This is a genomic window from Janthinobacterium sp. JF4, from assembly GCF_059617925.1.
The window spans coordinates 12785-29785 of the sequence record NZ_JCAQAV010000041.1 but is presented as its reverse complement, the minus strand read 5'-3'; the positions used below and the strand labels follow the sequence as shown (position 1 = coordinate 29785).

The 17001-nt window shown below is 64.5% G+C and carries 12 protein-coding genes and 3 pseudogenes; 9 read left to right on the top strand and 6 right to left on the bottom strand.

Annotation, left to right across the window (positions count from 1 at the left end):
- Positions 1-92: 92 nt before the first annotated feature.
- Positions 93-236 (top strand): annotated as a pseudogene (locus tag AC54AF_RS22615) (fasciclin domain-containing protein); the annotation flags it as partial.
- Between the two features lie 66 nt (positions 237-302).
- Here AC54AF_RS22615 and AC54AF_RS22610 read toward each other — a convergent pair.
- The 3 genes from AC54AF_RS22610 to AC54AF_RS22600 form a co-directional block, all read right to left on the bottom strand.
- Positions 303-566: a hypothetical protein gene (locus AC54AF_RS22610; RefSeq protein ID WP_496638339.1), complete on the bottom strand. Its 264-nt coding sequence runs from the start codon at positions 564-566 to the stop codon at positions 303-305.
- 42 nt (positions 567-608) lie between these two features.
- Complete coding sequence (locus AC54AF_RS22605) at positions 609-935, bottom strand: hypothetical protein (RefSeq protein WP_496638338.1); 327 nt, start codon at positions 933-935, stop codon at positions 609-611.
- A gap of 226 nt (positions 936-1161) precedes the next feature.
- The gene (locus AC54AF_RS22600) at positions 1162-1482 is read right to left on the bottom strand and encodes a hypothetical protein (protein WP_496638337.1); all 321 of its coding nucleotides are present in this window, start codon (positions 1480-1482) and stop codon (positions 1162-1164) included.
- A 134-nt stretch (positions 1483-1616) separates the two neighbouring features.
- Between AC54AF_RS22600 and AC54AF_RS22595 the strand changes: the two are divergent.
- Positions 1617-1691 (top strand): annotated as a pseudogene (locus tag AC54AF_RS22595) (DNA polymerase ligase N-terminal domain-containing protein); the annotation flags it as partial.
- A 3-nt stretch (positions 1692-1694) separates the two neighbouring features.
- On the opposite strand, the gene AC54AF_RS22590 reads toward AC54AF_RS22595, so the two are convergent.
- Entirely contained in the window at positions 1695-3998 is a 2304-nt protein-coding gene (locus tag AC54AF_RS22590) for a PAS domain S-box protein (protein WP_496638336.1), read from the bottom strand.
- A gap of 305 nt (positions 3999-4303) precedes the next feature.
- Positions 4304-5278: an SDR family oxidoreductase gene (locus tag AC54AF_RS22585; protein WP_496638335.1), complete on the bottom strand. Its 975-nt coding sequence runs from the start codon at positions 5276-5278 to the stop codon at positions 4304-4306.
- A 180-nt stretch (positions 5279-5458) separates the two neighbouring features.
- Here AC54AF_RS22585 and AC54AF_RS22580 point away from each other — a divergent pair, with 180 nt between their 5' ends.
- From AC54AF_RS22580 to AC54AF_RS22570, 3 genes are all read left to right on the top strand, one after another.
- Positions 5459-7099, top strand: coding sequence for a SulP family inorganic anion transporter (locus tag AC54AF_RS22580; RefSeq protein ID WP_496638334.1), 1641 nt, complete (start codon positions 5459-5461; stop codon positions 7097-7099).
- Complete coding sequence (locus AC54AF_RS22575; protein WP_496638333.1) at positions 7096-7485, top strand: Imm1 family immunity protein; 390 nt, start codon at positions 7096-7098, stop codon at positions 7483-7485. The genes AC54AF_RS22580 and AC54AF_RS22575 overlap by 4 nt, the downstream gene beginning before the upstream one ends.
- An 88-nt stretch (positions 7486-7573) precedes the next feature.
- Entirely contained in the window at positions 7574-7951 is a 378-nt protein-coding gene (locus AC54AF_RS22570; RefSeq protein WP_496638332.1) for a DUF2750 domain-containing protein, read from the top strand.
- A 104-nt stretch (positions 7952-8055) separates the two neighbouring features.
- Here AC54AF_RS22570 and AC54AF_RS22565 read toward each other — a convergent pair.
- A pseudogene (locus tag AC54AF_RS22565) lies at positions 8056-8754 on the bottom strand (type VI secretion system baseplate subunit TssF); the annotation flags it as partial.
- Positions 8755-8899: 145 nt separating this feature from the next.
- Between AC54AF_RS22565 and tssK the strand changes: the two are divergent.
- The 4 genes from tssK to AC54AF_RS22545 all read left to right on the top strand — a co-directional run bounded on the left by tssK (position 8900) and on the right by AC54AF_RS22545 (position 16983).
- Positions 8900-9226 (top strand): type VI secretion system baseplate subunit TssK, encoded by a 327-nt coding sequence (tssK, locus tag AC54AF_RS22560; RefSeq protein ID WP_496638331.1) that lies wholly within the window; start codon positions 8900-8902, stop codon positions 9224-9226.
- A gap of 146 nt (positions 9227-9372) precedes the next feature.
- Positions 9373-12441 carry an ATP-binding protein gene (locus AC54AF_RS22555; protein WP_496638330.1) on the top strand — a complete coding sequence of 1023 codons (3069 nt, stop codon included), beginning with the start codon at positions 9373-9375 and terminating at the stop codon, positions 12439-12441.
- Positions 12438-14603, top strand: coding sequence for a sensor histidine kinase (locus AC54AF_RS22550; protein WP_496638329.1), 2166 nt, complete (start codon positions 12438-12440; stop codon positions 14601-14603). The genes AC54AF_RS22555 and AC54AF_RS22550 overlap by 4 nt, the downstream gene beginning before the upstream one ends.
- Before the next feature lie 175 nt (positions 14604-14778).
- Entirely contained in the window at positions 14779-16983 is a 2205-nt protein-coding gene (locus AC54AF_RS22545; protein ID WP_496638328.1) for an EAL domain-containing response regulator, read from the top strand.
- Positions 16984-17001 lie beyond the last annotated feature (18 nt).

Sequence of the window (17001 nt, the reverse complement as noted above, 5' to 3'; positions counted from 1 at the left end):
CCTATTTGCCGAGGACAGAGCCTTTTTTTATGGCTCGCGTAGGTCGGCTTGGCGCGCAGCGCGTAAGCCGACAATCAGTTGAATCCGTTTGCGGCAAACTGATGTTCGCCATGAACGGCATGCACAACATCGTCGTGATGAACGAGGGCGGCAACAGCGCCAATATCAGCACCTATGACGTGTACCAGTCGCATGGCGTGATCAATGTCATCGACACGGTGCTGATGCCGCAATAAGCGAACAAAAAAGCGGACGAAAAAAAGACAGGGAAAACCCTGTCTTTTTGGTTTGTGCCGCCGCGATTACTTGGCTGGCGCTGCTGGCGCTGCCGGTACTGCTGGTTCGGCAGGCGCTGCCTTGTCGGCTGGCGCGGCTTTCTTCGCCTTGTGATGCTTGGCTTTCTTGTGCGCCGCTGGTTTGGCGGCTGCTGCCGGCGCTTCGGCCTTGACGACAGGGGCGACGACAGGAATCGGTGCCACTGGAGCGACTGGCGCGACGGCTGGCGTCTGGGCGAAAGCGGCGGTGGCGAACAGGCTGGCGATCAGGGTGGCGATGACTTTTTTCATTTTAAGGTCCTTGGTATAGGTGGTCAGTCAGGTGTGTCGGAATTACTTGGCAGGAGCCGCTTCGGCGGTGGCCGACGCCAGTTTTTCGTCAGCCTTGGCCTTGGTTTTCTTGGCCTTGTGGTGTGCCTTGGCTTTCGTGGTGGCCGCTTCCGTTTTCGCGCTGACGACGTCCGTTTTCGCGGCGACGACGGCTTTCGCTTCTTTGGCATCCGCCTTCACGACGGCTTGCGCTTCCTTGGCATCCGCTTTCACGACGGTCTTGGTGTGGGCCGCTTCCGCCTTGGCGGGCGCTGCCGGAACGGCAGGGGTTTGGGCGAAGGCTGCAGTTGCGAACAGGCCGGCGATCAGGGTAACAATTGCTTTTTTCATGGTGCAGTCCTCAGTGGTGGTTTGTCTGGTGTGTCTGTTGGTGTCGGGAAGATTCCCGTGTCACTGAGCAGAAAACGCGGCCCGGAAGGTTACGGTTGACCTTGTTTACACTTTCTTACAATCGTGTGGTTTAAGCGATGTTCATTGGATAAGAAGGCATGAAAATGCAAAAAGACAGCGGAAGCTGTCTTTTTGCTTGGCGCCTGCCGCAATCGTGCGGTGGCGATTACTTGGCTGCTGCGGTCGCTTCAGCCTTGTCTTCCGCAGCTTTTGCTTTGGCTTTATTGGCTTTGTGATGGGCTTTGGCCTTGGTGGCTTTGGCGTCGGCCTTGGCGCTGGCGACATCGGCTTTCGCATCGGCTGCGACGACTGCTTCTTTCGCCTCGGCTTTCACGACGGCCTTGGTTTCCTTGGCTTCTGCTTTTGCCACTTCCTTGGTGTGTTTGGCTTCGGCCTTGGCAGGCACGGCTGGCGTTTGGGCAAAGGCTGCGGTAGCGAACAAGCCGGCGATCAGAGTAGCAGTCAGGTTGACAATGCGTTTTTTCATGATGCAGTTCCTCAAGAAGTGGGGGGGGGGGGAGTTCAGGAGATGCATTTCTCCTGTCACTGAGGCAAAAACGCGCCGTACGGCAATAGCGTTGACAGCGATGCTGGCCAATTACAAACACTTACATTTGCCGGGTCATCCAGACGCATTGCGCCAGCCGTTTGCACTATGACGTTCGCCTGGAGCTCGATGGCACGCTGAAAAGCTGGCCTTTACTCCTCCGGCTTGCACGGCAGGACGGCGCGCGCCAGCTGCAGGGCTTCGTCGATGGCCGCGTTGAGCTGGGGAATCTCGACGGGCTTGGTCAGGTAGCGGAAAAAGCCCGCAGCCAGGCCGTGCCGGATGTCGCCTTTCATGGCATTGGCCGTCAGGGCGATGACGGGGATGTGCGCCGTGCGCGTATCGTTGCGCAGGATGCGCTGTGCCTGGTTACCATTCATGCCGGGCAGGTTGATATCCATCAGGATGACATCGGGGCGGCGTTCCAGCGCCAGCGCGATACCTTGGCGCGCATCGGTGGCCGAGATCATGCGCAGATGGGGCAGGAAACTGACGATGTCTTCCACCAGCCGCAGGCTGGCGGGATTGTCTTCCACATACAGCAGCAACGCCTGGTCGCCGGCAGCGTCGCCGGCGGGCTCGTGCAGATATTCCCTATCCGGCTGCCGGTTGGCGGGCGGCGCGACCATGGTGTCGAGTTCGATCCAGAACACGCTGCCCACGCCGACGCAGCTGTGCACGCCCATGCTGCCGCCCATCAGTTCGACCAGGCGCTTGGTGACGACCAGGCCTATGCCCGTGCCTTCTTCGCTGCCTGCCTCCTGTCCCAGGCGGTTAAACGGCTGGAACAGTTCCGCCATCTGCGCGTCGTCCAGTCCCTTGCCCGTGTCGCGGATGGCGATGCGCACGCGCTGCGCCCCGGGCCGCGAGATTTCCAGCTCCACCTTGCCGGCCGGGCGGTTGTACTTGATGGCGTTCGATAGCAGGTTCAGCAGCACTTGCTTGAGGCGCGTATGGTCGGCCCTGAGCGTCAGCGGCTCGCAGGCTGGAAAGGCCAGGTGGATCTGGCGCTGCTGCGCCTGTTCTTCCATCATCACGCGCACTTCATCGAGCAGCGCGGGTAGCGCCACCGGTTCGATCGACAGACTCAGGCTGCCGGACTCGATCTTCGCCAGGTCGAGGATTTCATTGATCAGGGTGAGCAGGTGGCGGCCCGAGGTGACGATGTTTTGCACGAAGGCGCGCTTTTGCAGCACGGTCGCGGGCAGGGCTTCGTTGGCCAGCAGCTGGGCAAAGCCGAGGATGGCGTTCAGTGGCGTGCGCAGTTCATGCGACATGCTGGTGAGAAAGCGGTCCTTCGCCTGGCTGGCCCGCTCGAGTTCGATTTTCTGTTCGTTGAGCGTGCGTTCGATGTGCTTGCGTTCGGTGATGTCGCGGATAGCCGACGAGACCAGCATCCCTTCGTCCGTTTCCAGCGGCGACAGGCTGATTTCGACGGGAAACTCGGTGCCATCGCGGCGCAAGCCGTACAGTTCCAGGCCTGCGCCCATGGAGCGGGCGCGCGGGGCCGCAGAAAAGGCCTGGCGGTGATGCGGATGCTCGGCGGCGTAGCGGGCCGGGATCAGCACTTCCACATTGCGGCCAAGCAACTCTGCGCGGGAATAGCCGAACAGGCGTTCCGTTTGCGAGTTGACGAGCACGATCTCGCCGTCGCCATTGACGATGACGATGGCGTCCGGCGCCGATTCGAGCAAGCCGCGGAACTTTTGCTCAGCACGGCGGCGGTCGCTGACGTCGCGAATGGCGCTGATGACGAAGGTGCCGATCTCCGTCTGGATCGGCGACAGGCTGATTTCCACGGGGAACTCGACATTGTCCTTGCGCAGGCCCAGCAACTCCAGGTCGGCGCCCATGGTGCGCGTACGGGGCTGGTCGAAATAGCGCGAGCGGTGCCCTACGTGCGCATGGCGCAGGCGTTGCGGCAGCAGACTATCGATTTGCCTGCCGCTCAATTCGCCTTCGGCATAGCCGAACAGCCGCTGCGCCTGCTGGTTGGCCAGCACGATGGCGCCCGTGGCATTGACCATGATGACGCTGTCCGGCGTCGACTCGAACAGCACGCGGTAGCGTACATCAACGAACTGGGCGTCGCGCGCCGCCTTCAGCAAGGTCGTGTCCTTCATGGTGGAAATCAGGTAGCGGGGGCCGTCCGGCGCGGCCTGGGCGGCCTGGCATGCCACATCGACGTAGATGAGTTCACCATCCTTGCGCCGCCGCAGCGATTCGCGGTCATAGCTGCCGTTCAGAGTCAGTTGCTCGTCGACCAGCGGGGCCGCCTCTGCCTGTCCCGGCAGCGAGATCAGTTCCCACAGCGTGCGCCCCAGCGCTTCATCGCTGACATAGCCGAAAATGCGCTGCGCACCGGCCGTCCAGCGCACGACGGCATGGTCTTCGTTCGTGATGACGACGCCGCCCGGGGCGCCGCTGAGGATAAGCTGATCTAACTCGGCATCCATTTTTTTTTCGCACGCATGACAGGGCTTGCCGGATGGCAGGCTGTGTGCGTAACGTAGCGAGAAGCTTGACCAAAGTCAATGCATTTATCTGCTTGAAGATATTCCGGGACTGGGTGGCGTGCTTCAGGTCGCCTTGCGCCTGGCCGCTTGCGGGAAGCGGACGTCGCTGCGCGCTTGCTGCCCAGGCTTTGCCGCAGCAGGGCGGGCAGGACAATCATGTTGCTGCCGTGCCCTACTTCCGGCGCGGGCGGGGTGACGGTCTGGGTCTGTCTGGCCCTGATTTTCTTCCTGGCGCGCGCGATCGCTTATCCCACGCTGCCGGTGACGGGCAGGATGATGCCCGTGATGTAGCTGGAACAGGCGGGCGAGGCCAAAAAGACGTAGGCGGGCGACAATTCCTCGGGCTGTGCCGGGCGCCGCATGTCCGTGTCCGCGCCGAATTTCTGGATTTCCTCGGGCGTCTTGTCGGCCGGGTTGAGCGGCGTCCAGACGGGACCGGGCGCGATGGCGTTGACGCGGATGCCCTTGTCGAGCAGGTTGCCGGCCAGCGCCATGGTGAACGCATGGATGGCGCCCTTGGTGGTGGAATAGTCGAGCAAGTGCTTCGAGCCTTGCAAGCCTGTCACGGAGCCCGTGTTGATGATGGACGCGCCCCGCTGCAAATGGGGCAGCACGGCCTTGGCCATGTGAAAGTAACCGTAGACATTGGTTTTCATGGTGAGGTCGAAGCGCTCCTCGCTCAGGTCCAGCAGCGATTCCGCATGCTCCTGGAAGGCGGCATTATTCACCAGCACGTCGATATGGTTGAACTTGTCCAGCACCTGGCTGACGGCGTCCTGGCAAAAGCCCTGCTCGCGCACATCGCCGGCAATCAACAGGCAGCTCTGGCCTTCCGCTTCCACGTAGCGCTTGGTTTCGTGGGCGTCCGCGTGTTCGTTCAGGTAAATGATGGCCACGTCGGCGCCTTCGCGCGCGTACAGCACGGCCACGGCGCGGCCGATGCCCGAATCGCCGCCCGTGATGACGGCCACCATGCCGGCCAGCTTGCCACTGCCGCAGTAGTCGGGCGCCAGGAAGCGCGGTTGCAACTGCATCTGCCCTTCGATGCCCGGCTTGTCCAGGTGCTGGGCCGGCAGGGGAGGGACAGGCTGGCTGCGGCTGCCTGTCTGCACGGGGGACTTGCTGTCCTGTTTACTTGTTTTGGCGGCATCGCGGCTATCCTGCTCTTGCTGGATGCTGCGCTGCAAATTGCCGACGGACTGGTCCTTGTTCTCGTTCATGCTGGCCTCCCGGATGCTGGACTCCAGTATCTGCGGGGCGCGCGCGCCTGACGGTGCGCTCGCTAACAGAGTGGCGCAAGCGGGGCGTGTCGCCATCGTCCACCCCGGACATCGATCGTCCCCCCTGTCAGCCGGCCGCGTCGCATGATAGGCTTCGGTTTTCAGATTTCGGGATCATTCATGCTGCTCTGGCTCAGGCAATACCGGCGTCCTTTGTTGGCCGGAGACATCACCGCCGGTATCGTGGTGGCCATGATGATGGTGCCGCAAGGCATGGCCTACGCGCTGGTGGCCGGCTTGCCGCCCGTGGTGGGCATCTACGCCAGCATCCTGCCGCCCGTGCTGTACGCCCTGTTCGGCAGCAGCATGACGCAATCGGTGGGCCCCATGGCCATCGTTTCCCTGATGACGGCCGCCGCCCTGGCGCCGCTGGCCGACCCCGGTTCCTCCCTGTATATCGTCCTGGCCGCCCAGTTGGCCTTCATCAGCGGCCTCGTCCTGCTGCTGTGCGGCGTGTTGCGCCTGGGCTTCATGGCCAGCTTCCTGTCGCGCCCCGTGATCAGCGGTTTCAGCAATGGCGCCGCGATCCTGATCATATGGGGCCAGATCACGCCCTTGCTGGGCGCCACATGGCCCCATTGGCACACGCCAAGCCTGGTACTTGGATTGTCCGGTCTGCTGTTCCTGTGGCTGGCCAAGCGCTACGCATCGCGCCTGCTGCAGCGCTGCGGCTTGAGCCAGGTGGCGGCCGACGTGGGCGCGCGCCTGGCGCCGATGGCGCTGGTGCTGGCCGGCATCGCGCTTGTCGCCTATGGCGGCCTGGAAGCGATGGGCGTGCAGACGACGGGCCACGTGCCCAGCGGCCTGCCGGGCCTGAACCTGGCCACGTCCGGCGCCCATTGGCGCACCCTGCTGTCGCCGGCGCTGCTGATCGCCTTCATCATCTTTTTGATGAGCATGTCCGCCGCCCAGACCCTGGCGCAAAAACGCGGAGAAAAACTGCATACGAACCGCGAACTGCTGGGTCTGGGGGCTGCCAATGTGGCCAGCGCGCTGTCGGGCGGCTTCCCCGTCACGGGCTCGATTTCCCGCTCGGCCGTCAATTTCCAGGCGGGCGCCAACACGCCCCTGGCCAGCATCATCACGGCGGGCTTGCTGGCGCTGGCGCTGGTGGCGCCGACGGGCTGGCTGGCCCTGCTGCCGTTGCCCGTGCTGGCGGCCACCATTATCTTTGCCGTGGCCAGCCTGCTGGACTGGGACACCTTGAAACTGTCGTGGCGCTACGACCGCAGCGATGCGCTGGCCCTGCTGGCGACGACGGCCGGCGTGCTGGTGCTGGGCGTGGAAGCGGGCGTGGTGATCGGCGTGCTGCTGTCGATGGGCACCCTGATCTGGCGCGCCAGCCGCCCGCACATCGCCGTGCTGGGGCGTATCCCGAACAGTGAGCACTTCCGCAACGTGGAGCGCTATGAGGCGCAAACCTTGCCCGACGTCTTGCTGCTGCGCATCGACGCGGGCTTGTTCTTCGGCAACGTCGAAGCAGTCACGGAGCGCGTGGAAGACGAATTGCGGGGACACCCGACGGCGCGCCACCTGGTGCTGGTGCTGTCGGCCGTCAACCAGATCGACAGCACGGCCTTGCTGGGCTTGATCGAACTCAACAGCGCACTGAGCAAGCGCGGCATCAGCCTGAACCTGGCCGAAGTGAAGGGCCCCGTGATGGACCGCCTGCGCCAGAGCAGCCTGCTGCAAGACCTGAGCGGCAAGCTGTACCTGAGCACGGCGCTGGCGATGAATGATTTGAGTGGGAGCACGGCATGACGATGGAATTGAATCTGCATGGCGATGCGCGCGCCGTTGACACCGTCGCTGCGCTGGAACAGGCGCTGCGGGAAGCGCGGACTCTGGCCCAGTGCGAGCTGTGGCTGACCAGGGCCACGAACGCGGAACAGGGGCCGGCCCTGTGCATGCTGCGCAATGGCGGCAACGCCTGGCTGATGTATCTGTCGGGAGAGGATGACCTGAGTTTTCATGCCCTGGGAGATGAAGAGGCGGACGGCACCTGCAGCTATCTGCTGGCCAATGGGCAGGTGGACGAGTATCCGGAAGCGTGGTGCGTGGAGGTGGGACAATGCGAGCGTGCCTTTGTCGCATTTTTCAGGACAGGCGGCGCGCGGCCGGCCGCCATCGCGTGGGAAGCGGATTGAGATGGCGCACACCATCATCGCCGATATCGACAATGCTTTGCTGGCCGCGCTGGATGCCAGGGCAGGTTTGAAGGGATAGGAGAAAACTATGCATCCTGAAAAGCTCAAGCAGGTGGCGGGGCTGCCGTCCGTCGAACGCCATGCCTACTTTGTGCGCAAGGTAGCTGATACGCAAGAAGTGTGGGGCTTGCACCGCGATGGCTGGGCCACGGCGCAATCCGGCGGCAAGGTCGCCATCCCGTTCTGGCCGGAAGTGGCATTCGCGCAAGCGTGTGCCAGCGGCGACTGGGCGGATTTCCAGCCGCACGCCATCGCGCTCGGCGATTTTCTGAACAAATGGCTGCCCGGCATGGCGAGCAATGGCCAACTGGCTTCCGTGTTCCCCGTGCCGCAAGGCAGCGCCAGCATCGCGGCGCCTGCCGACCTGCTTGCCGATTTGCGAGAGGAAGTCGGACAAGATGAATAATCTGGAAGAACGCCTGGACGCCTGGTACGACGGCTCGGCCACCAGTTCAATGAAACTGTTGATTTGCACATACAGCCCAAGGAAGTGATCGGCTGCGAACGCGCACCGAAAGGTAGCAAGGCATCCGTGTCGCCGAAGCCGACGGGCGTCACAGGCACGACGGGCAAGGCCATCCATTGCAGCGCGTCGATCGACACGAAAGCGCAGACTGTTTGCATGAACAAGGCATCGCGCAGTGCGGCGGAAAAAGACGCTTCGCCATCGATGAAAACGCGCAGTGTTGCGGGTGCCGCATCGAGATGCCGGATGCCGATGTGCAGCGAGGAAGTCGCTGATGCTGGCAGGCGTATGCCCGGCGGCGCCTTGATCATCGCCTCGAAAACCGCGCTGTCCAGTACCGATGTTCCGCTCGTCATGCCGTAGACCGTCTTGAAGCGGCAGCGCACGCCGCGCACAGGCGCTGCGTCCATTTCACTGCCGGCCGGCAGATGCAATACGCCCGCTCCAGCCGCCGGGGCGGACTGGCGCACGATGCTGCACGATGGAAAGGGGCGCAGATAATGCGGGAACAGGGCTTCGAACAAGGCTTCGGTAAATTGCGGATAGTCGTCATCGAGCCGTTTCGAGACGCGTGCCGCCAGCATGGCCACCGATTCGATCAAGTGTTCGACGTGCGGATCTTCGCAAGACTCGCCGGACATGTGCAATTTGCCGGCGATTCTCGGATAACGTTCGGCAAACTCACGGCAATGCCGCCGCAGCATCACCAGCTCGCGTTCGAAATACGGCAGCAAGTCCTCCATCTCTCGTTTCCTGTGTCTGCGCGGCGGAATGGCCAGTATCCGAGCGTTTGTTCCAAGGCAAATTGCGTTTGCGCAAATAATTGAACAGGGTTGCTGCGCAACATCAAGGACTTCCAAGCTGGCAACATCAGACTGGCAAAGCAGCATGATTCCAACGCTCACCATGGAGAACGCGATGACATTGCCATCCAAATTACTGTGGTCCGAGGGCCTGGCCTTGCAGTTCAAAATATCCTCTCCGGACAATATCGACCTGTTACTGGGCCGGGCACTTCCGGGTGCCGAGTTGCGCCATATGGCGCAGGTTCCTGCCGAGGTGCCAGTACGGCCCAATACCTATTACTTGTCGATCGATAACAAGGGCAGCATTTATGACAGCATGATCAAGGCCCAGGCGATTGCGATTTATGTGCCATCTGGAATAAAAGGGCTGAAGCTGGAATTGTTCGGCATCAGCGGCACCGCGGCGTAACAGCGGGCGGATTGTCAAAAGATTGCCCTAAGGAATGGACTTGCCCCTGCAGTTGACGTTATCATGTTTTTGTAAGTGTCGGTGGCTGGGTAGTCAGCGCAATGGTGAAACATGGTGACAGGCGGGAGTGAGCATGGGCATGGCGAATGATGCGTGATGTGCCGGGCGGCTTGCGGCCTGGCGGCGGGATGGGCAGGGCAGCGGTGCGCCGTTGTCGCCGCGCATTGCTGCTGGCGTTCTGTATCGCCGTGGCCCCGGCCGCCGTGCCGGCCAGTGCGCCGCCGCACCAGGGGCAGCGCGTGCTGTTCCTCAACGCCTACGATTACGGCCGCGCCGGCGTGGAATCGTACACGCGCACCTATGTGGCCGCCATGGCCGCCGCGGGCCTGGCCAGCGAAGACATCATGGTCGAGCACCTGAACCTGAATACCCAGGGCGACCCGGCGCTGCGCAACGAGATGCGTGATTTGTTGCTTTTAAGATACACCCAGATGATGGGGCGCAAGGCCGATCTGATCATCGCCATGCAGCAGCCGGCGCTCGACTTCTTGCTGTCGGACCTGGCGCCGCTGGCGCGCGATGTGCCCGTGCTGGCGATTAACACCTCGGGCAAGGCCTTGCCGGCGGGCAGCCCGGCATCCATCTGGCAGCAAATGGCGAATGTCGATTTCCCCGGCACCCTGGCGCAAGCCATGGCGCTGTTCCCGGAGACCAAAACCATCGTCATGGCCGTCGGCGCCAGCGAGGCCGACCTGGCCTTGAAGCGCCGCATGCAGCAGGCGGCGCAGGCGTGGCAAGGCAAGGTGGCCATGCGCTATCTCGATGGCCTGACCCTGGAACAGATGCGCGCGGCAGTGGCGCACCTGCCCGCCGATACGCTGCTGGTGGCGGGCAATGTCAACCGCGACGTGGCCGGCGCCATCGCCACGCCCGTGCAGTTTGCCGGGGAACTGGCGCGCCTGGCGAACGTGCCCGCGTTCGGCATGTACAACACGAACGTGGGCAAGGGCATCCTGGGTGGCTCCATCCTGCACATCGAAGGGGCCGCGCAGCAGGTGGCGCAGATGTCGCTGGCCGTGTTGGATGGCAAGGCGCCTGCCGCGCCGGGCGCCTTGCTGCCGCCGATCCGCCCGGTGCCCATGTATGACTGGGAACAGCTGCAGCGCTGGGATGCGGATTTCAGCCAGCTGCCGCCGCACACCCTGTTCTTCAACCGCCCGCCGCAGTTGTGGCATGAACACCGCGTCGCCGTGCTGTCGGTTGGCGCCGTGTTTCTCGCCATGGCGAGCCTGCTGAGCGCCTTGCTGCTGCAGCGCCGCCGCCTGCGCCGCGCCGAGAGCGATGCGCGCGAAAGTGAGCAGCGCTTCCGCATTCTCGTCGAGCATGCGCCCGAAGCCATCGTCGTGTATGACCTGGACCAGGACCGCTTCATCGACGCCAACAGCAGCGCGCAGCGCATGCTGGGGATGTCGCGCGAAGCGCTGCTGGCGCGTGGGCCGTTCGACCTGTACACCGGCGAGCAGCCCGATGGCCTGCCGCTGGGACTGATGATGGAAGAGCATCTGCGCCGCGCCATGCTGGGGGAACCCATCCTGGTTGAACGCAATGTGCGGCGCGCCGACGGCAGCATCTTTCCCTGTGAAGTGCGGCTGGTGCGCTTGCCGATGGAAGGGCGGCGCCTGGTGCGCAGCGGCATCGTCGACATTTCCGAGCGCAAGCACAGCGAGCAGGAGCTGCTCGGCTACCGCGACCACCTGGAGGAACTGGTGCAGCAGCGCACGGCGGCCCTGTCGGTCGCCGTCACCGAGGCCGAATCGGCGAACCGCGCTAAAAGCGTCTTCCTGGCCAACATGAGCCACGAATTGCGCACGCCCTTGAATTCCGTGATCGGCTTTTCGCAGATGATGGCCGATTCGAGCAGCATGTTCGAGGAAGAAAAGCATAACCTGGCCATCATCAACCGTGCCGGCCACCATTTGCTGACCTTGATCAACGATATCCTGGAATTGTCGAAAATCGAGGCGGGCCGCATGCAGCTGCAAGCCGGGCCCGTGGACTTGAACGGCTTGCTCGACGAAGTGCTCGAGATGGTGCGCATGCGCTCCGGCGACCAGGGCATCGCGCTGCGGCTCGAGCGTTCCGGCGTGCCGCCGCTGGTGCGCCTCGATGGCGCCAAGCTGCGCCAGGTGCTGCTCAATTTGCTGTCGAACGCGCTCAAGTTCATCGAACAGGGCAGCGTGACCCTGTCGCTGGCCTGCCAGGCGGCAGATGATGGGCCAGTGGCGCTGGCGTTTGCCGTGCGCGATACGGGCAGCGGCATCGCGGAAGAAGACCTGGAGCGCATCTTTGAACCGTTCGTGCAGGCCGACAGCGCCGTGGCGCAGGCTGGCACGGGACTGGGGCTGACCATTTCGCGCGAATTCGTGCGCCTGATGGGCGGTGAGCTGCGCGTCGAATCGACCTTGGGGACAGGTTCCCGTTTCAGTTTCGAGCTGCGCGCGCCCGTGCTGCAGCAGCCGGCCGTCGCGGCACTGGCACCGGGCCGCGTGGCGCGCCTGCCGCCGGCCCAGCGCGGGCGCATGGTGCTGCTGGTCGACGATGACGACAACTGCCGCAAGCTGCTGGCCGGCTTGCTGGCGCCGCTGGGCTTCCAGCTGCGGGAGGCGGCGGGCGGCGCGCAGGCGCAAGCCATGCTGGCGACGCAGCGCTACGACATCGTGCTCAGCGACTGGCGCATGCCGGACATGGACGGCCTGGCGCTGACGCGCTGGCTGCGCGCGCAGCCGGCGCTGGTGCAGCCGCGTCTGGTGATCATGACCGCCTCCGCCTTCGAGGAAGAAAAGCAGGAAGCGCTGGCAGCCGGCGCTGACGGTTTCCTGCGCAAGCCGATCGAACAGGAACACCTGTTCGCCATGCTGGAGCAACAGCTGGGCGTGCGTTTCCAGCGCACCGGCGCGGCGCCGTCGCGCATGCCGGCGGCCGTCTTTGACCTGCAGCAGACGCTGGGCCAGCTGGGCGCGGCCGAGCGGCAGGCGCTGCTCGCATCCGTGCAGGCCCTCGATTTGCGGCGCAGCGCCATCGTGCTGGCCGGCGTGGCGACCAGCCTGCCGCAGCTGGCCGCGCACATCGCCGCCATGCTGGAACAGCATCAGTACCAGCCGCTGTGCGCCTTGCTGGCGCAGCTGGCCAGCGAGCCGCAGGGCGAAGGCGCATGACTTTTCACGCATCCGAAGGCGCGCGCCTGGGCGGCGTGTCCATCGTGCTGGCCGTCAGCGTGGCGCTGACCTGTGTCGTCACCGCGCTGCTGCTGGTGTTTGCCATGTTGTTTTACCAGTCCGAACGCGAGCAGCGCTGGCAGCAGCTGCATCGCAGCCTGGCCGTCAGTGCGGACCAGCTGGCCGTGGCCATCGAACTGCCATTGTGGAATCTCGATGAAAAGCAGATGCAGGCCATCATGCGCAGCACGCTGGGCAAGCACGACCTGGTGGCCAGTTCCCTGACGCCGGGCATTGGCAAGGAAGCGCTGGTCCTGCGCCGCACTGCGAGCGGGGCCATCGACAGCTTTTCCTCGTTGTCCGCGGAGCCCGACTGGCTGGTGCAGCGGCGCCCCGTGACGATGGGCGGACAAGTCATCGGCAACGTGGCCGTGTATGCGACGCCGGCCCTGCTGCACGCGAAACTGCGGCAACGCGCGCTGGGCATCGGCGCCATGATCGTGGCGCTCGACGTGATCCTGGTGGCCAGCATCTGGCTGCTCATGTGGTGTCTGATGCTCAAGCCCCTGAAGGCGATCGGCCAGTATGCGGCGGGCGTCAAGGCGGGGCAGGGCGAAGCGTTGGGCACGCCGCCGAAAGCGTGGTTCCTGGGCGAGCTGCGCACGCTGTACCGTTCCATCCGCGACATGGTGGCGCTGCTCGACAGCCGCTACCGCGCCTTGCAGCGCAGCGAGGAGCGCGTGCAGATGGCGACGGGAGCGGCCAGCATCGGCATCTGGGACTGGAACGTCGTCAATGACGCCTTGCAGTGGGATGAACAGATGTACGCGCAGTTCAGGGCCGATGCGCACAGCAGCATGGCGCCGGCGGCGATCTGGCGCGCGGCGCTGGTGCCGGACGACGTGCCGGCCGCCAAGGACGCCATCCGCGCCGCGCTGGCCGCCGGCAGCGCCTTTGCGCACGAGTACCGCATCCTGTGGCCCGATGGCGCCATCCGCTACATCAAGGCCGACGCCGTGATCTTTCGCGATGGGCAGGGCCAGCCCATGCGCCTGGTGGGCTCGAACTACGACATCACGGCGCACCGCGAGGCCGAACTGGAACTGCTGCGCCACCGCCATCACCTGGAAGAATTGGTGGCCGAGCGCACCAGCGCCCTGTCGGTCGCCGTCAGCCAGGCGCAGGCGGCGAACCGCGCCAAGAGCACCTTCCTGGCGAACATGAGCCATGAACTGCGCACGCCCTTGAATTCCGTGATCGGGTTTTCGCGCCTGATGGCCGCCTCGCCGAACATGCAGGACGATGAAAAGCGCAACCTGGCCATCATCCACCGCTCCGGCAATCATTTGCTCACGCTGATCAATGAAATCCTCGAGCTGTCGAAGGGCGAGGCGGGGCGCCTGCACGCGCAGACGGCCGTGGTGGCGCTGGCGCCCCTGCTGCAGGAAGTGATGGACATGCTGGGCATGCGCGCCGAGCAGCAGGGGCTGGCCTTGCGCCTCGATTGCGCGGACTTGCCGTCGGCCGTGCTGCTCGACGCGACGCGCCTGCGCCAGGTGCTGCTGAACCTGATGTCGAACGCCGTCAAGTTCGCCGGCGGCGGCGAGGTCACCTTGCGCGTGCTCGGCGAGCGGCGCGATGGCGATCAATGGATGCTGTCGTTTGCCGTCAGCGACACGGGCATCGGCATCGCTCCGGAAGACCAGCAGCGCATTTTTGAACCCTTCGTGCAGGCCGACAGCGCGGGACCGAAGGATGGCACGGGCCTGGGCCTGGCCATCTCGCGCGAATTCGTGCAGCTGATGAACGGCGAACTGACGCTGGAATCGACGCCGGGGCAGGGCGCCACCTTCCGTTTCAGCATACCCGCGCAGGCGGCCGAGGCGCCCGTCCAGGTGCCTGTGCCGCTGCCCGTGGCGCCGGTGCCCGAGGCGCCGCTGGCACTGCGCGCGCAAGACTTGCTGCTGCTGGCCGGGGCGGAGCGCGCGGCCTTGCTGGTGGCGCTGCGCGAACTGAACCTGGCAAGGGTGGCCCTGCTGCTGGCAGCCCTGCCGCCGTCGGCCGCACCGTTGCTGGCGCCGCTGCAGGCCATGCTCGACCAGCATCAGTACCGCCAGCTGTGCGACTTGCTGGAACATGAGGGCGCGCTGGCGCACGCTTGAAAAGTGTGGGCTGACAACATCGGATTGACTGAAAAGAAGGACTAAGTGCCGCCGATGGATGGTGCTAAATTGCAATAAAGATTATGATGATAGTACGTAGTTCATCGCAAAGAAATGTCTTGTCCAGCGCGGCAACCGACCGCCGCGCCTCATCCAAAGCTGAGAGAACTGCTACATGCACCGCGATTTTTCCGAAGTGAATGCTAAGGGCGAAGTACTGATCGTTGAAGATACGCCGGCTTCGCTGAAGCTGTTGAGCGATTTGCTGGGCGGCGCCGGCTATGCAGTGCGCCAGGCGCCGAACGGCGAACTGGCCCTGTGGACGGCCCAGGCGCGCCCGCCGGAGCTGATCCTGCTCGACGTGCGCATGCCCGGCCTCGACGGCTTTGAAGTCTGCCGCCGCCTGAAGGAGATACCGTCCCTGCGCCAGGTGCCGGTGATCTTCTTGTCGGCCCAGTACGATACTGACGACAAGGTGCGGGGCTTCGCGCTGGGCGCCGTCGACTTTATCGCCAAACCCTTCCAGGCCGAGGAAATCCTCGCCCGCACCGATGCGCACGTGCGCCTGGCGCGGGCGCAGCTGCAGCTGGCGCAGGAGCGCGCCAACCTGGAGCGGCGCGTGGCCGAACGCACGGCCGAACTGGAACAGGTGGCCAGCACCCTGGCGCGCGAAGTGCAGATCCGCCGCGCCAATGAAGAATTGCTGCGCCTGTCGGGCCAGGTCTTCGAAGCGACCCAGGACGCCATCCTGATCACGGATCCGGCCGGCATCATCGTCACGGCCAATCCCGCCTTTACGCGCATCACCGGCTACGCGGCCCAGGAAGTGGTGGGCACGGACATCCTGCGCCTGCACGCCGGACACACGGGCGAAGCGGTGCTGCAAGCCCTGCGCCAGGGCTTGCGCAGCAGCGGCTGCTGGTCGGGCGAGGTGCAGACGCGGCGCAAGAGCGGCGACACCTATCCTTGCCTGCTCAGCGCCTCCACTGTGCACGGGCCCGATGGCGCCGTCGTCAACTACATCGGCGTTTTCCTCGACATCAGCGAGCGCAAGGCCGAGCAGCACCTGATCGATTTCCTTTCCTACCACGACGCGCTGACGGGTTTGCCGAACCGCGTGCTGCTGCGCGAGCGCTTCGAACAGGCGCGCGCGAACGCCGTGCGCGACAGCCAGCAGGTGGTGCTGATGTGCCTGGACCTGGACCGCTTCAAGAACATCAACGATTCGCATGGCCAGGCCGTCGGCGACAAGGCGCTGCAGGTGGTGGCGCGCTTCCTGTCGGGCTGCGTGCGCGAAGGCGACACGGTGGTGCGCCAGGGCGGCGACGAGTTCCAGATCCTGCTGCAGGACGATGCGATGTTGGGCCGCACGCTGGCGCTGGCGCAAACCATCCTGGCCGGCTTGCGCGAAGAACTCAGCGTCGATGGCGATCGCCTGGCGCTGACCACCAGCATCGGCATCGCCATGTGCCCGGCCGACGGCGACAGCCTCGACGACGTGCTGCGCCACGCCGACACGGCTCTGGTACGGGCCAAGGAAATGGGGCGCGACCATTACGCCTTCTTCACGGAGCGCATGGGCAGCGACATCCGCGCCCGCCTGGCGATGCAGCAGCAACTGCGCGGTGCCATCTGCCGCGATGAATTCGCAGTGCATTACCAGCCGCAGATGTGCTTGCGCACGGGGGCCTTGCTGGGCGCGGAAGCGTTGCTGCGCTGGGATAACCCGGTGCTGGGCAAGGTGCCGCCCGGCCTGTTCATCGCGCTGGCCGAGGAATACGGCTCGATCACGGCCATCGGCGAATGGGTGCTGGAAAGCGTCTGTGCGCAAATCCGCGTCTGGCACGATGCGGGCCTGGGCAGCATCAAGGTGGCCGTCAACCTGTCCGGCAAACAGTTCGCACAGGACCGCACGGTGCCTTTCGTCGAGGCGACCTTGCGCAAGTACGGCATCGCGCCCGCCTGCCTGGGGATCGAGATCACGGAAAGCACGGTGATGGGCGATCCGGACAAGGCGGTGGCGGCGCTGACGCGCCTGAAGGATATCGGCGTGGGCATTTCGCTCGACGACTTCGGCACCGGCTATTCCAGTCTGGGCTACCTGAAACGCTTTCCCATCGACGTGCTGAAGATCGACAAATCCTTCGTCGACGACGTCACCACCAGCAGCAGCGACGCAGCCATCGCCCGTTCCGTCATCTCGCTGGCGCACAACCTGGACATGCGCGTCATCGCCGAAGGCGTGGAAACGCGCGAGCAGGTGGCCTTCCTGACGGAACACGGCTGCGACGAAATGCAGGGCTATTATTTCAGCCGTCCCCTGGCGGCCGACCCATTCACGGCGCTGCTGCGCGAACGGCGCACGTTGCCCCTGGCGTGAGCGCCGCGCCGCAGCGGA

Coding starts and splice junctions, on each gene's coding strand:
- AC54AF_RS22585 (WP_496638335.1), bottom strand. CDS start 5,278: ATGAACGAGAACAAGGACCAGTCCGTCGGCAATTTGCAGCGCAGCATC.
- AC54AF_RS22610 (WP_496638339.1), bottom strand. CDS start 566: ATGAAAAAAGTCATCGCCACCCTGATCGCCAGCCTGTTCGCCACCGCC.
- AC54AF_RS22590 (WP_496638336.1), bottom strand. CDS start 3,998: ATGGATGCCGAGTTAGATCAGCTTATCCTCAGCGGCGCCCCGGGCGGC.
- AC54AF_RS22570 (WP_496638332.1), top strand. CDS start 7,574: ATGCATCCTGAAAAGCTCAAGCAGGTGGCGGGGCTGCCGTCCGTCGAA.
- AC54AF_RS22555 (WP_496638330.1), top strand. CDS start 9,373: ATGATGCGTGATGTGCCGGGCGGCTTGCGGCCTGGCGGCGGGATGGGC.
- AC54AF_RS22550 (WP_496638329.1), top strand. CDS start 12,438: ATGACTTTTCACGCATCCGAAGGCGCGCGCCTGGGCGGCGTGTCCATC.
- AC54AF_RS22545 (WP_496638328.1), top strand. CDS start 14,779: ATGCACCGCGATTTTTCCGAAGTGAATGCTAAGGGCGAAGTACTGATC.
- AC54AF_RS22575 (WP_496638333.1), top strand. CDS start 7,096: ATGACGATGGAATTGAATCTGCATGGCGATGCGCGCGCCGTTGACACC.
- tssK (WP_496638331.1), top strand. CDS start 8,900: ATGATTCCAACGCTCACCATGGAGAACGCGATGACATTGCCATCCAAA.
- AC54AF_RS22600 (WP_496638337.1), bottom strand. CDS start 1,482: ATGAAAAAACGCATTGTCAACCTGACTGCTACTCTGATCGCCGGCTTG.
- AC54AF_RS22605 (WP_496638338.1), bottom strand. CDS start 935: ATGAAAAAAGCAATTGTTACCCTGATCGCCGGCCTGTTCGCAACTGCA.
- AC54AF_RS22580 (WP_496638334.1), top strand. CDS start 5,459: ATGCTGCTCTGGCTCAGGCAATACCGGCGTCCTTTGTTGGCCGGAGAC.